This is a genomic window from Bacteroides stercorirosoris (assembly GCF_900142015.1).
Lineage (GTDB): Bacteria > Bacteroidota > Bacteroidia > Bacteroidales > Bacteroidaceae > Bacteroides > Bacteroides stercorirosoris.
In genome coordinates this window covers 297381-311865 of record NZ_FQZN01000001.1, presented here as the reverse complement: position 1 = coordinate 311865, position 14485 = coordinate 297381, and the positions used below count along the sequence as shown (strand labels likewise).

The following is a 14485-nucleotide window of genomic DNA, read 5'->3' as shown; positions in this document are numbered from 1 at the left end:
ATCCAATTGTGCCGTTATTATTGCATTTCGTTAACAAAAAAGGCCCATAGGATGAGAATCAGCTTATCATAATGCTTAATGAATTGTTCGCGCATGAACTTCACGGCCAGCGACAATTGGGTGGCAACGGTGCTCTCTGAAATACCCATCTTTTCAGCTATTTCTTTATTGGTATAGCCTTGACGTTTGCTGAGCAGAAAGATTTTCTTGCGCGAGGGGGGCAGTTCTTCGGCCAGCGAATCAATATAATCGTTCAAGAAACGCAGGTCTGTGCTTTCCTCTGTCTGATGGTCCCGGTCGGGATTACTTTTCAGCAGGTATTCGGCATAGATGTATTCCACAGTCTGATGCTGGTACATATTCATCGACAGATTACGGGCTATGGTGCAGAGGTAGGAAACGAAATTTTCGGTAGGATTCACCTTCTCACGCACTTCCCACAGGCGGATAAATGTCTGTTGCACTACCTCTTCGGCCATATACTGATTGCCGGAAGAAAGACGCATCATAAAGTTGTAGAGTTTACCGCTATACAGATTGTATAGCTTCTCGAATGCAGAAAAAGAACCCTCCTTCAGTAATTGTAGCAATTCACTTCTATTTTCGTTTGCAATCATATATTATTGATTTAGGCTTCAAAGGTATGCCTTGTGCTTACGTAACAGGTTACAATATTATTAATAATTTCCGGAATAACCGAATACTGAATGTGCTTTTTCTGCCGCAGTTATGCTGGACGAGTTCTTGAGCCTTTCCGAATACTGAAAAAGAAACGGGCGAATGTGAGTGAGGGTAGACATTTACTTGGGTCAGAACAGTATATCTGACGATAGGGCATAAAAAAAGGAGTACCGCTGTACTCCAACCTTTGTTAACCTTAAATCTAATACTATGAAAAAAATCACAATGCAAATATAACAGTTTGCTGTATTGCCTCCAAATCGCAGCTTCTGTTTACTGTTTCTTTTAAAATTCTTTCACGGATATTCACTGTTTTCGCACACGAGTTGTCTTTTTGATAGTATGCCGATGTGCTTAGGTACGGACTTGGTACGGGCTTGACACGGTTCGGGTATATACCTGATACTTTAATGGAGTAAATAAATAGTATAATTATTCACTTGCAAGGGTTTCGTTATTATCTGTAAATCTTGCATTCAGGGAGGTATATGCAGCTACAATCAGGGAATGTTTGTCGCAAAGTTGCAAATCTGTTTCATTCGTTTCACAGAACCTTTCACACACTGAAAAGAGTTATAGAATCTGTATTTATTTAAAATTATATGATATACTTTTGCCTCTATACAAAGCAAAGATATGAGGGTTCGCGTCGTTTCATACATACTCTTAATACTCTCTTTTTTGATATTAGGAAAAGAAGAGGCGCGCGCTGAAAGATACGCGGCGGACGCTGATACTTGCAAAGTACGAGACCGGATGGTGCAACCCGAAACGTGGGGGAGAGTTTATCAATGGATAACGGACGACCCGCAGGTTCCGGACCGGGAAGAAGTTTTGATGCTGATAAGATATCATTACGGAGATTTCGGGAAGTTGATGAAGTTGCTGCGCCGGTTGAATGAAGGTAAAGCCTGGGTTTATTTATCGGAACACATCTTTCCGAAGATAGATAAGGTGAGAAAGATAGAAAATGATTTGTTCATAATAGAATTGTCGTTACCTGCAGATAGTCTGCCGATACTGAAAATGGAGCCAGTGCCTACTCCCGTTGCAATAGAAAATAAGAAAAAGAGAGAATTTAAAAATAGGACGGTATTAGCTATAAAAAACAATTTACTGTATGATTTGGCACTGGCTCCAAATTTGGAAGTAGAGTTGCCGGTAGGACGGCGGTGGTCTTTGAATGTTGAATATAAGTGTCCCTGGTGGTCGGACAATGCGCGTGGCTTTTGTTATCAGCTTCTTTCGGGGGGTGTTGAGGCTCGCCTTTGGCTGGGAAACCGTAAAAAGCGTGACTGCCTGACAGGACATTTTCTGGGAGTATATGCCGAAGGGGGAGTGTACGATTTTCAGTTTGACGAAGATAAGGGGTATCGGGGCGATCACTACGCAGCTTCCGGTCTGACTTATGGTTATAGTCGCCAACTGGCCCGGCACCTGGCTATTGAGTTCAGCGTGGGCATTGGTTATCTGGAGACGGAATATCGCAAGTACACCACTTATGAAGGTGATTTGATTTGGACAAGTAGCGGACGCTATCATTTTATTGGGCCTACAAAAGCTAAAGTCTCTTTGGTGTGGCTCATTAAGGGAAGGAGGTGAAAGCTATGAGGAATGTGATATATATATTGCTCTTACTTCTGTCCGGGCTATCGGTACTCTTTGCAGGATGCAGTTTCAGAGATATGCTGGACGATTATCCCGTCAGTGGGGTACAGATAAAGTTCAATTGGAAAGGAGTGGCAGATGAGCTGCCCGAAGGTATGCGGGTTATCTTCTATCCGAAGAGCGAAGAAGGAAGAAAGGTAGAGAGTTACTTGTCGGTTGAAGGGGGCGAAGTGAAAGTGCCTCCGGGATATTATGACATGGTGATTTACAATTATAATACGGAGTGTGTACAGATTCGTGGCGATGGAGCGTATGAAACGATTGAGGCTTATACGGGATACTGTTCGGGTCTTGACACAAGCGAGAAGATGGTGTGGGCACCCGACCCTTTGTATGTAGTAAGTATGAATGATATGAGAATAGAAAAGAGTGACGATGTGTTGTTGATGGAGTTTCAACCGAAGTTGGTAGTCAAGCACTACTCTTTTGAAATAAAGGTGAAGGGATTGAAGAATGTGGCAAGCATTGTCTGCAATGTGGATGGGATGAATGGTTCTTATTTTATAAGTGATGGCACTTGTACGTCCAGCGTTGCACCGATTTATGTAGAGGCCAATAGGGGGGATGATGTGTTACGTGGCAGTTTCTCGGCTTTCTCTGCATCGACGTTCACAAGTACCCGCGCAGGTGGAGAGGTGACGATGAAGTTATTGCTGATAAAAGTGGATAATACGGTTCAGGAGGTTAAGGTTGATATTACAAAAGCTGTGGCTCCACCTCCTCCTCCTTCGGGTGGGGAAGAAGAGCCGGAACCGGAGACAGATATAGAGATACCAATTGATGAAGAGATTGAGGTGGATGATGTGGAAGTCCCTCCCGGAGGTGGCGGAGGTATCGGAGGTGATGTGGGAGACTGGGACGATGAGACGAATGTGGAATTGCCCGTAGAATGAAAATAAAGAATAATATATTAACTTATAATACAAATGATTATGAAGAAGATTTTATTGGCAGCCGTTGCTGCTTTGGCAATCGTAGGTTGCACGCAGAATGAAGAGATTGAGAATGTTGGTAACAAAGCGGAGATTAACTTTGGGACAGTGGTGAGTAAGACTACAAGAGCTGCTGTGACAGAAAATGTAGATTTGCAAAATAGTGGTTTTATTGTATATGCGTATAATACAGCAGATGCTATTGGTGTTGAAGGTGTTAAACTTGGTGATGCTTTTATGAAGGGGGTGAAAGTAACTTGTCCTTCAGGAACATGGACTATTGATGGTACATATTATTGGCCTTATGAAGGTAAAGTTCAGTTTTTTGCTTATGCAGTAGATGATAACGCAACGAATTATAGTGTAGCTGAAAATGCTAAATATCCAACTCTTAACTATACAATAAAAGCACTTGCATCTGAACAGAAAGATTTTGTTGTAGCAAAAGTGACAGATGAGGTTAAAAAAAGTACTGCTGTTACACTTAAATTTGCTCATGCGTTAACTCAAGTCAACTTCTCTGTGAAAGGTGCTGATGCTTTAACTTATAAAGTTACTGCACTTGCTCTTGAGGGAATAGCAAAGACAGGTACTTACTCATTTGAAAATGATACTTGGAATGCTACTGGGACAACAGATGCTTCTTATTCTTATCCTATTGCACAAGATGCTTCTGTAACAGGTACTGATGCTGTTCAACTTGATCAAGTAGATGGTGCTTTAATGCTAATGCCTCAACAAATGACTGCAGCGGCTAAAATAAAGCTCAGTTATGACGTTTATAAAAATGGTGTAAAAGTTGATGTAGTAACTAATACAACTATTGATTTGAATAACACAGCTGCTTGGGAAGCAGGTAAGAAAGTGCGCTATACTTTAACTTTATCAAATACTGCAGCTACTGTTAGCTTTGCTCCTGAAGTTGGACCTTGGAGCACAGTTGATGATACCCCTGTCACTCCTCCCGCTGAATAATCCTTTATAATCTCATAATTCTCCTTCCCCTAAGACTTTCCCTTAAAAAGTCTTAGGGGATTTTTTTGTATCTCAGCAAAATATTCATATTTTTGCGGCACAATAACAAACAAAAACATTCAATCTACAATGCATGATTACTCCTCTTGCGGGGCGACCATACTGTGCCAGGAATGTCCGAGGGCTGTGGACAATGCCATAATGTATGCTTCTCATCCCAGAGGCTTTCATCTCCCTGTTCAACAATGCGAAGAAAACATCATGATTTTCCTGTTGAAAGGAGAAATACTTATCAACAGTCAGGAGTATGCCGGAACCGTATTGCGTGCCGGAGAATTTATTCTTCAAGCCATTGGTTCAAAGTATGAAGTCCTTGCTCTGACAGATGCCGAATGTGTTTGCTATCGTTTCAATCAGCCGGAACAATTCTGTGAAAAGCGTTATAAGCATATTATGGCAGAGGTAACCCCTCCGCTCATTTTCTCACCTTTAAAGATAATCCCTGAACTGAATTTCTTTCTGGAAGCTTCGAAGTCCTATCTGACGGAAAAAAGAATTTGCCGCGAACTGCTTTCCTTTAAGAGGAAAGAACTTGCCTTCATCCTCGGACAGTTTTATTCGGACTACGACCTCTCTATGTTGGTGCACCCGCTTTCCAAGTACACTTCCTCTTTCCAGTATTTCGTCCTGCAAAACCATGCCAAGGTGAAGACTGTGGAAGAACTTGCCCAATTAGGCGGATACACCACCACCACCTTCCGGCGCATCTTCAACTCAGTTTTCCACAAACCTGTTTATGAATGGATGATGGAGAAACGCAAAGAAAGTATAGCCTATGACCTCCGTTACACAGAAGCCACCATTTCCGAAATCTGCTATAAATATGGTTTCGAGTCTTTGCCCCACTTCTCCAACTTTTGTAAGAAGAACTTCGGCTCTTCTCCCCGTGGATTGCGGCACGAACAACCTGCATAGATCTTCGGATGAGCGCTGTTAGTGTTTGCGTTTGCCTAGTGGCTGATTAAAACGGTACTTCATTGAGATAACGAAATAGCTGCCTATCTGCTGAGTGTGGCGTTCATACAATCCGTCTGCCATTGTGCCGCGGTAGTAATTCTTCTGCTGGCTGAGTATATCCACCCAGTTGGCTGACAATTCGGCCTGTTTCTTTTTCAGGAAGCGCCATGTGACGCTTGCATTCCAGACGAGTTGGTCGTCGTCTCCCTTGTTGATGTTCGTGCCGTTTCGGAAAGAGTAATTGGCGTCCGTTCTCAGTTGTATGTTTCCCGGGATGTCGGCAAAGGTATTTAGCCCGAAGGTATAATTGCGGGTATATGTATTTGTTTCTAACAGCGAGTTGGAAGAATGCTGGAAGTTCCACCTTCCGTTTAGGTCCAGATTACCCCATTTAGGTTGGTAGGATAGGCGCAGGTCACTGTTGAGGCCGGTGTTATGCGTGGCACTGCGTTCGGGTTGTTCACTCTGGTTTTCGTTGATGAGGTTGACATCCTGTGCAAAGGAGCCTCCGGCATTTGCACTCAGATTAAAGTTTTTGATGCGCTTCTGATACCGGAAGACGCCGCTTATGTTCCAGTTGCCGTTAATATTCACCGGATAAGTTTCACGTCCACCGGTTTGCTGGTTGTAGATCACTGCACGGGTCTGACTATTGATTCTGTTGTTCCAGTTCAGCGTGGCAAAGAGTCCTTCCTTCATATTTTGTGCTTCCAATCGGACAGACTGATTATAAGTAGGCTTCAAGTTAGGATTGCTTCGCGTGATGTTGAGCGGATCACTGTTGTTGGTTGGTGAAATCAGATCATATAATGATGGTTGCCAGGTATTTCCATAATAATTCAAGGTTATCCTGTTTTTCTTTTTCTGCCATGAGATGAAAAGCATAGGCTGGAAGCCGACTGAATGGAGGGTGGTATCAGCTCTATGCAGGCCTGTTTTCTGGTTCAGGCTGCGTCGCTCAGGTTGCACGGATACTCCGGCATTGATGTTCCAAATGGTGTCGGAATAATTAAAGTGCAGGTTGATGCCGTGTTGCAGGGTACTGCTATGGCTCCGGTTGCTCAGGCTGTCGATGTAGCTCGCTTCATATCCTTCGGGCAGATATCCGGGTTGTACTGCCGTTTCTTCCATAAAGCCGGACAGGTCGTAGGTATTGCGGTCATTTTTCTGCTTACTGTAGTTGAGGTTATATGAAATCTGTGCGTGCAGTTTCTTGGAAAAAGGGTGGCTGAACATCAGCCCGATGCCTTGTTGACGGTTGGGGGACAGGCTCGACGAGTATTGGTTACGATAGAGTATAGAGTCGTTTCCTGCACTGTTCTTCAACTGATAATACGTGGTTGATGAGATAGAGAAGTTATTGTTGTCATTCTTGCTATCATTGTATTGTGCAGTCAGACCGATAGAGCTTCCTTTTTTATTGATCCGGTGCATGATGCTTCCATGGAAGGAATACCGGTGTTGTTCTCCTTGCATTAGCGACCCCATGGCGATATCATTGATTTTCAGCTCATCGGGTACATCGTTGATATGACTGAAAGGATCGAGTATATCCAGATGGGGATTTTTATTGAACGTGGCCTGGCGGTTATTATTGGCATTATTATTCCGGACAAGGCTGAAATTACCGAAGAAATTGACGAAGGTCAGGGTGTCGATCTGCCAGTTTAAGCCCAATAATGAATTCATATTGCGGCTACGGTTCGTATTGTTGCCGACAGAATACTGGTACTTATTGCCACTTGTCAGATATTGTTCGTTGTAGGATGTCGAAATATTGCCCTGCTCGTTGTGGTGATAGGATACATTCCCGTTGAGGGTTAGTTTCTTATTGTACTTTTGGGTGAAATTTACGGCGACGTTCTCCTGTATATTATCTTTGTAGCTGGTCCGCATATGAAGGTTACCGGAATTGGCGATAACAGAGAAATTATTTCCGTTATTTTTAAAGTAGTTGCCTTGCAGGTTGAAATCCTTTTTGTGGTTATTGCCGTATCCGGCTTTTCCCGATGCAAGGAGGGTACCGTTGAATTCTTCTTTAGTTTGCAGGTCAAGCACATAGTTCTCTTTCCCAGTGCTGACACCCGTCAGCTTTTCCAGCTTGCTTTTCTTATCGTACACTTTTATCTTGCTGATTAACTCCACGGGAAGGTTTTCCAGTGCCATCTTGTTGTCACCTGAGAAGAAAGCTTCACCGTTTACATTGATTTCATTAATGGGTAGTCCGTTGTATTTCAGTGTTTTGGTTTCGCTGTCGTATTCCATTCCGGGAATACGTTTGATAAGTGTCTCCAGATACGAGCCTTCCGGTGTTTTGTAAGCTGCCGCATTGATGACGGTGGTATCTCCCACCTGATCTACATCGCGCATCCGGGCGTTTACTGTCACTTCGCCCAATTCGATACCTTCTTCCAGTAAGATGCTGCCCAGATTGATTGTTGAAGCGTTGCTGTCCAGTTTGCGGAAGACAGATTGCATTCCTGTATAAGAGGCTTTCAGTAAATATTGTGTTCCTTTCTGAGGGGTGAACTGGAGATTGAAATGACCGTCTGCACCGCTTGCAACTCCTTTTACAAAGGTGGAGTCCTTGCCTTCCAGAATAACAAGACTTGCATAGGGCAGAGGTTCTTCTCCTTTCTTAGTCTCTGATACAGTGCACACCTGCCCTTTGACTGTCCTTGTTTTTTGGGCGAATAGAATAGTCGGAATCAGCAAGAATAGCAATAGTAACCAGATTTTGTGCACCTTCATGTCAGTCTTTTTATGGCAGTTACAAAATTAGAGAGTTTTCGTCATAAAATCTTCTTTTTTTATAGATATTATGCTACTTTTGCTCAATATAAGTGATGCAATGAAAAACGACAAACTAAAATATGCTTTAGCCTTCATTCTTTTGCTGTGTGCTTTCTTGTGCGGAGTCAATTTTAAACGGTGGTATACTATTAACCATCGGATGGAAAAACTGATTTCTCTTATCTATTCTTCCTCTTCCCAGCATGATTGTTATGGAAACTTTGAAGAACTTTTGGTACAGGAATTCAGGAAACAGGGAATAGAACCGATATTTGAAAAGTTTTATCTGGATTTTAATACGGTCACACCGGAAGATGGGATAAAGAATATGGAGATGTATCTTGAGGTGATTAAAGACAAACCGATGGCACTGATCCTCGCTGTGGGCGATCAAGCTGCGTCTGTCCTGTTTTCTACCCGTCATCGGCTACTTTCTTCCACTCCTGTAGTGGCCTGTAACGTACACTTTCCCGATGAGAAGCTTATAAAAGAATATGAGCGCAGAAAGGTCTATGTGTTGCGTGATGCACCGGACTTTAAACGTAACATTGATTTCATAAGGGCCTTGCAACCACATGTGGGGATAGATCTTATTTATAATATTGATCTGACTCCTCTCGGATATAAATCATTTGATTTGTTAACCCGGTTTGCTGATAGAAAGGAAATGCGGCTTTTAGGCTGCGAAGCTGCTTTCTCCGTGGAATCTGAATACAGAAAATTGCAGGAAATGATTGAGCATTATAATCTGATGCCTGCCAGAGCAAACCACCATGTTGAAAAGGATGAGTTAACCATTAGTCTTTGCCCTTTCCGTTATACCAAAGGGACTTCTTTGCTTGTCGACATGGAGAAATCAAAAAACGGACAGGGGAAAGAGGTTTTTCTGTTGGATAAGTTCGACCAGATGTCGCTTCCGATAACTAAAGCCTTAAATATTCCTTCTTTCAGCTGCATCCGCCAGGGTTTTGGGGAGGGTGCCAGGATTGTGGGCGGCTACATGGCTACTGATGAGATTTCTGCGCGTACTGCGGCTGATTTTTCTGTTCGTCTGATGAATAAAGAGAAAATTGGTATGCCGAAAATCAGGGATATGGAAAAGGAGTATGTACTGGATTGGACTTATTTCTCATCCTATACGGACTTTGACGTGAAAAATGTACCTGAAGATGTCCGTATTATCAATTATTCCTTCTATGACCGTTATCGGAAGGAACTTTATTTCCTGACCGGATTGTTTATCCTTGCTTTTATTCTGGTATTGATCAGCTTGCTGCGTATGCGTCGGCGTTCGCGTGTGGAACGTAAGAATATGGAGATGCTTGAGGAGACTCATAAGCGGCTGACACTTTCTATGGATGGAGGACGCATTTCGCTTTGGAATATACAGGGGGATAATATTGAATTTGATGAGAACTATACGCGTTTGGTAGGAATGGAGCAGAGGATATTTGTGCGGACTGATTTCCTGAAATATGCGTATCCCGATGATGTATTTCTATTGAATTCATTGTACGAAACACTGCATCAATCTACAGATATGCAGGTTAGGCGTGTACGTTTCTCTTTCGGTGAAGAGGATTATCGCTGGTATGAACTTCGGTGCCGCAGTCTGAAAGATGCGGAAGGAAGGATAATGCTGGCGGGCATTATGCAGGATATTCAGATACAGGTAGAGCGTGAAGAACAACTCATTCAGGCTAAGCAGATGGCTGAAAATGCTGAGTTGAAACAATCTTTCCTGAATAATATGAGCCATGAAATCCGTACTCCGCTGAATGCCATCGTCGGTTTCACTAATTTGCTGATTGGCGAGGGGGCTGATGAGATTGAACCGGATGAGAAGAAAGCTATGCTTGAGATCATTAACCGTAACAATGAATTACTTCTGAAACTGGTCAATGATGTGGTGGAAATATCACGTCTGGATTCCGGCAGCATGGATTTTGAAATAAAAGAATGGGATATGACAACGGTTGTGAAAGAGATTTATATGGCTTACCAGGCATTAATCAAGCCCGCGTTGCAGTTCCATCTGGCTTTGGATGACAACCTCTCTTTGCCTGTCAATATAGATCGTATGCGTTTTATCCAGGTTATTTCCAATTTCCTGTGCAATGCGGATAAGTTTACCCAGAGTGGTTCTATTACATTAGGATGCAAAGTGGATAAAAAAGATCGGAAGGTTAGTGTGTATGTACAGGATACGGGGAAGGGAATTGATGAGAAAGAACTCATGATGATCTTTGACCGTTTTTATAAGACTGACGAGTTTGAACAAGGAAGCGGGCTTGGGCTTTCTATCTGTAAAGTCATTATTGAGAAGCTTTGCGGACATATAGAGGTATGGTCTGAAGTAGGAAAAGGAAGCCGTTTTACGGTTGTTCTATCTTTGGCGGATAAGGTATAGGACTTCTGACGGGTTCTTTAAAATAATAGCCGAAACATTTGATATCGCTCTCAGGGTATTGTATATTTGCGGCATTAATCTTTAAATATGAGAACATACAAAATCAGAACGCAACGATTCATTCTACTTATTCTACTCCTATCCTGCATTACCTCTGTCTTTTCTTCTGATTTTTTTCACCGGATAGCAGAGGATGATGGTCTGAGTAATAGAAGGTGTTTCTCTGTCCAGCAAGATAAGCATGGTTTTATGTGGATTTCCACCAAACTGGGGGTAGACCGGTTTGATGGAAAAAATTTCAGGCATTATCCTTTGAATCTATTTCCCGACCAGGGGTATAACCGAATAGGGGTAAATTACCTGCGTTGTTCACCGGATAGTACACTTTGGGTATTTAGTGAAGCGGGGCTTCTTTTTCAATATGATGAACGGAAGGATGAGTTTGAACTGATATATGCTGTGCGCGACTTCTTCAATAATCATTCTATTATTCTGAATGATGTTATGTTCGATTCCCCTGAAACAGTTTTACTGTCAACTTCCAAAGGCGTTTTGAAGTTGAACTTACAGGATAGAATGGCTTCCTTGCTCCCCGGAACCGAAGAGCTGTCTGTAAATCAGGTGAACAAGAATGATGACCGATATTATATTTCTACCCGTGACGGGCTTTATATAAGCATCTTCCCCAAGACCGGCCCTATGGAAGTACGCTTCCGCTGTCTGGAAGGGAAAAATGTATTATCGACCTATGTGGATATGGAAAATCGCAGAATACTGATCGGTACACTGGATGCAGGGCTGTATAGCCGTTCCTTAGAAATGGAGGACTTACAGAGATTGCCTCTGCCAATTACGAAGCCCATACGCTCCATTGTTTCCTATACACCGGATAAAATTGCCGTAGGAGTGGATTTAGAAGGTGTCTTTGTCATAGATAAGGCTAATCTGACAATAGATAAACAGTATGCCTACAATGAAGCTTCTTCCACCTCCATTTTTACGAATAATGTGCGGGGGCTTTTTGTCGACAACCAGTTCAATCTGTGGGTGGCAACTTATCATGGAGGAATCTCTTTTCAAGACTCTTACAAATTGAACTTTGACTATTTCCAGCATCGGACAGGTGATTCGCAAAGCATTGGAAATGATGTGGTGAATGCGGTGCTGGAAGATTCTTCAGGCAATTTCTGGTTTGGAACGAATAGTGGTGTCAGTATGCTCTCAGTGCACACGCATACCTGGACACATTACTTTAACAGGAATATTTCCGGTGAAAAAGGAAACGCGATACTCACCATTGCCGAAGATTCGCAAGGACGTATATGGGCGGGAGGATACTCTTTCGGTGTTGCCTGCATCGACTGGAAAAGGGGAGATGTGAAAAGATATCACGTTGAGGACCGGAATCCTATTATCTCCACCAATTATATTTACTCCATTTATCCGGATGGTGATCTGCTGTGGTTTGGAGGAATTATGGGAGATATCACTTCACTGAATATAAAGACCGGGCTGGTAAGTAAGTATAATATAAGTAAGGTGAACCAGTTTGAAAGACAGTCGGACCGGTTGCTGGTGATGGGATTGTATAGCGGACTTTTTATTCTCAACAAAGAAACAAGTGAGATAAAATCAACGGCTATCACCAAAGAAGTAACAACTATCTATCGGATCAGGGATGGAGCCTATTGGGTGGGAACAAGAAACTATGGACTGTATTATTATGATATGGAAAACGATTCCATACGCCAGTACACAGTGGACGACCATCTTTCATCTAACTATATTTATGGGATAGCTCCCGATGCGGAAGGTCATTTGTGGATTGCCACGGAAAATGGTCTGAATAAGTTGTCTCCTGCTACGGGGGGCGTCGAAGTGTTCGACAAACAGGATGGTTTGCCATCCAATCAGTTCAATAAGTCGGCTTGTTGGGTTTGCCGTAACGGAGATATACTGTTGGGAAGTACCGACGGGGCTATTCTGTTCAAACCGGATGAGATAAGAAAGACGAAACTTCCTACAGATTATGAGACGATTGTTTATCAGTTTGATGTGTTCAACGAACCGGTATATTGTACGGATGCATCAAATTTGCTGCGTGAACCGATTTATAAGACAGACCAGATAGAACTGCCTTACAACAGGAATTTTTTCTCTTTCCATTTTGTTACGCCTAATTATCAGACACCGCAAAAGACACAGTATTCTTATTATCTGGAAGGGCATGATATTTCGTGGTCGGTTCCGGCTTCGACCCATGTGGCTACGTATTCTAAGGTGGCACCGGGCAGTTACGTCTTCCATGTAAAATCGGTGATAGATGGAGTGGATCAGAAAGAGCGAATAATTTATGTAACAGTGGCTGAACCGTGGTGGAATACAATTTGGGCGCGACTAGTCTATCTGGCTTTGTTTTCCCTGTTTCTTTTCTATATTTACAGGATGATCAAACAGAAGCAGGAGAAGAGGAATACAGAAGTCAAAATAGATTTCTTTGTCACCACGGCTCATGATCTGTTGACACCGCTCAACCTGATACAGGCTCCATTGAAGGACTTGGAGAATGAGATTCCGCCTTCGGGACAAGGCTCTCAGTTGTTGCAAATGGCCCTGAATAATTCATCCAAGCTGGCGCATTATGTGGAGAAACTACTGGACTTTCAGCGTGTATCACTGAATGCAAGCCGATTGGTCGTTTCCAAACAAATGCTTGAGGTTTTCCTGCGTCATCGACTGGATTCCTTTAAATTAGTAGCAGGAAACAAGTATATTCATATAGAAAATAAACTGGAAGATTCTACCCGGCAGGAAATCTGGTTCGACAAGGAGAAGATAACGCGTATATTGGATAATCTTCTATCCAATGCAATCAAATATACTCCTTATGGAGGAAAGATTAGTATCGAAGCATCGGTAGACGAGCATAAGTGGTATTTGCGTATCAAGGATACCGGTATCGGAATCTCCGCCCGCGAACAGAGGCATATCTTCAAACATATCTTCAGAGCGGATAATGCAATAAATTCCGGTGAAATAGGCAGTGGTATTGGATTGAAGTTGGTAGGAGCGCTTGTTAAACTGCATCAGGGGAAAATTTCCTTCCGAAGCAAAGTGGATGAAGGTACGGAATTCTTCCTTTCCTTTCCTTTGACGTACGAGAATGCAGTGAATCATTCGGAAAATAGTGAGAATGTTCCACTCGGCCATGACGTCTCTGTCAGCGATCCTCACGTAAATCGCGTTATGGTGGTGGAAGACGATCCCGAAATGTCCCGCTACATTGAGATGTCGCTGAGTGATGTCTATCATGTAAAGACCTTCAATAATGCCGTTGAAGCTTTGGACGGCATAGATGCTTTTTCACCTCAACTTATTATTTCGGATGTGTTGATGCCGGGAATGACGGGGTTTGAGTTCTGCCAGAAGGTGAAAGGTAATATAAAGACTTCTCATATTCCATTCCTGCTGCTTACGGGAGTTACGGATAAGAAAAGCATATTGGAAGGTATGCGTCTGGGAGCTATCGACTATATTGCCAAGCCCTTCGACAAAGAAGTATTGCGAAGCAAGATAGCCAATATCTTTGAATTGCGGCAAGCCGCCCAAAGGCAATGTCTGGAAGAACTGAAAAATAACAATGCCGTGGAATTGTCGAACAAGGCGGACAATGAATTTATGGAAAAGCTTCTGAAGCTGATAGAGACTAATATAGATAATCCGGAATTAAATATTCAGATGATGTGCAGTGAACTCGCCATGAGCCGTACGTTGCTATATAATAAGATTACCCAACTGACCGGTAAGTCTCCCACTGAATTTATCCGTATTTTCCGGCTCAAGCAGGCGGCTGCGCTTCTCCTTTCGGGAGAGTACTCGGTGACGGATGTTGCTTTTAAGGTGGGAATTGACAATCCGAAATACTTTAGTCGTATTTTCAAGGAATTTTATGGTGTGTCTCCCAAAGAGTATCTGGCAAAAAGAGAATAAGCAACGCTACTGAATAAAA

At 42.8% G+C, this 14485-nt stretch carries 8 protein-coding genes; 6 read left to right on the top strand and 2 right to left on the bottom strand.

The features are described 5' to 3' along the window. Window positions 1-17: 17 nt before the first annotated feature. A complete protein-coding gene (locus BUC01_RS01030; protein ID WP_025830498.1) occupies window positions 18-617 on the bottom strand; it encodes an RNA polymerase sigma-70 factor in 600 nt (199 codons plus the stop codon). Window positions 618-1317: 700 nt separating this feature from the next. Here BUC01_RS01030 and BUC01_RS01025 point away from each other — a divergent pair. The 4 genes from BUC01_RS01025 to BUC01_RS01010 all read left to right on the top strand — a co-directional run bounded on the left by BUC01_RS01025 (window position 1318) and on the right by BUC01_RS01010 (window position 5231). Continuing rightward, window positions 1318-2283: a DUF3575 domain-containing protein gene (locus tag BUC01_RS01025; protein ID WP_025830499.1), complete on the top strand. Its 966-nt coding sequence runs from the start codon at window positions 1318-1320 to the stop codon at window positions 2281-2283. Between the two features lie 5 nt (window positions 2284-2288). Further along, the gene (locus BUC01_RS01020) at window positions 2289-3242 is read left to right on the top strand and encodes a DUF5119 domain-containing protein (RefSeq protein WP_073312444.1); all 954 of its coding nucleotides are present in this window, start codon (window positions 2289-2291) and stop codon (window positions 3240-3242) included. Window positions 3243-3281: 39 nt separating this feature from the next. Then, window positions 3282-4256 carry a fimbrillin family protein gene (locus BUC01_RS01015; protein WP_025830500.1) on the top strand — a complete coding sequence of 325 codons (975 nt, stop codon included), beginning with the start codon at window positions 3282-3284 and terminating at the stop codon, window positions 4254-4256. A 129-nt stretch (window positions 4257-4385) separates the two neighbouring features. Continuing rightward, entirely contained in the window at window positions 4386-5231 is an 846-nt protein-coding gene (locus tag BUC01_RS01010) for a helix-turn-helix transcriptional regulator (RefSeq protein WP_025830501.1), read from the top strand. An 18-nt stretch (window positions 5232-5249) separates the two neighbouring features. Here the strand turns inward: BUC01_RS01010 and BUC01_RS01005 are convergent, their stop codons facing one another. Further along, window positions 5250-8024: an outer membrane beta-barrel protein gene (locus BUC01_RS01005; protein ID WP_073312443.1), complete on the bottom strand. Its 2775-nt coding sequence runs from the start codon at window positions 8022-8024 to the stop codon at window positions 5250-5252. A 100-nt stretch (window positions 8025-8124) separates the two neighbouring features. On the opposite strand from BUC01_RS01005, the gene BUC01_RS01000 reads away from it, so the two are divergent. Both BUC01_RS01000 and BUC01_RS00995 read left to right on the top strand, forming a co-directional pair. After that, on the top strand, window positions 8125-10476 hold the full coding sequence (locus BUC01_RS01000; RefSeq protein WP_073312442.1) for a PAS domain-containing sensor histidine kinase: 2352 nt from the start codon (window positions 8125-8127) through the stop codon (window positions 10474-10476). 87 nt (window positions 10477-10563) lie between these two features. Beyond that, window positions 10564-14466, top strand: coding sequence for a hybrid sensor histidine kinase/response regulator transcription factor (locus BUC01_RS00995; protein WP_083595418.1), 3903 nt, complete (start codon window positions 10564-10566; stop codon window positions 14464-14466). The last annotated feature ends 19 nt before the right edge of the window (window positions 14467-14485 follow it).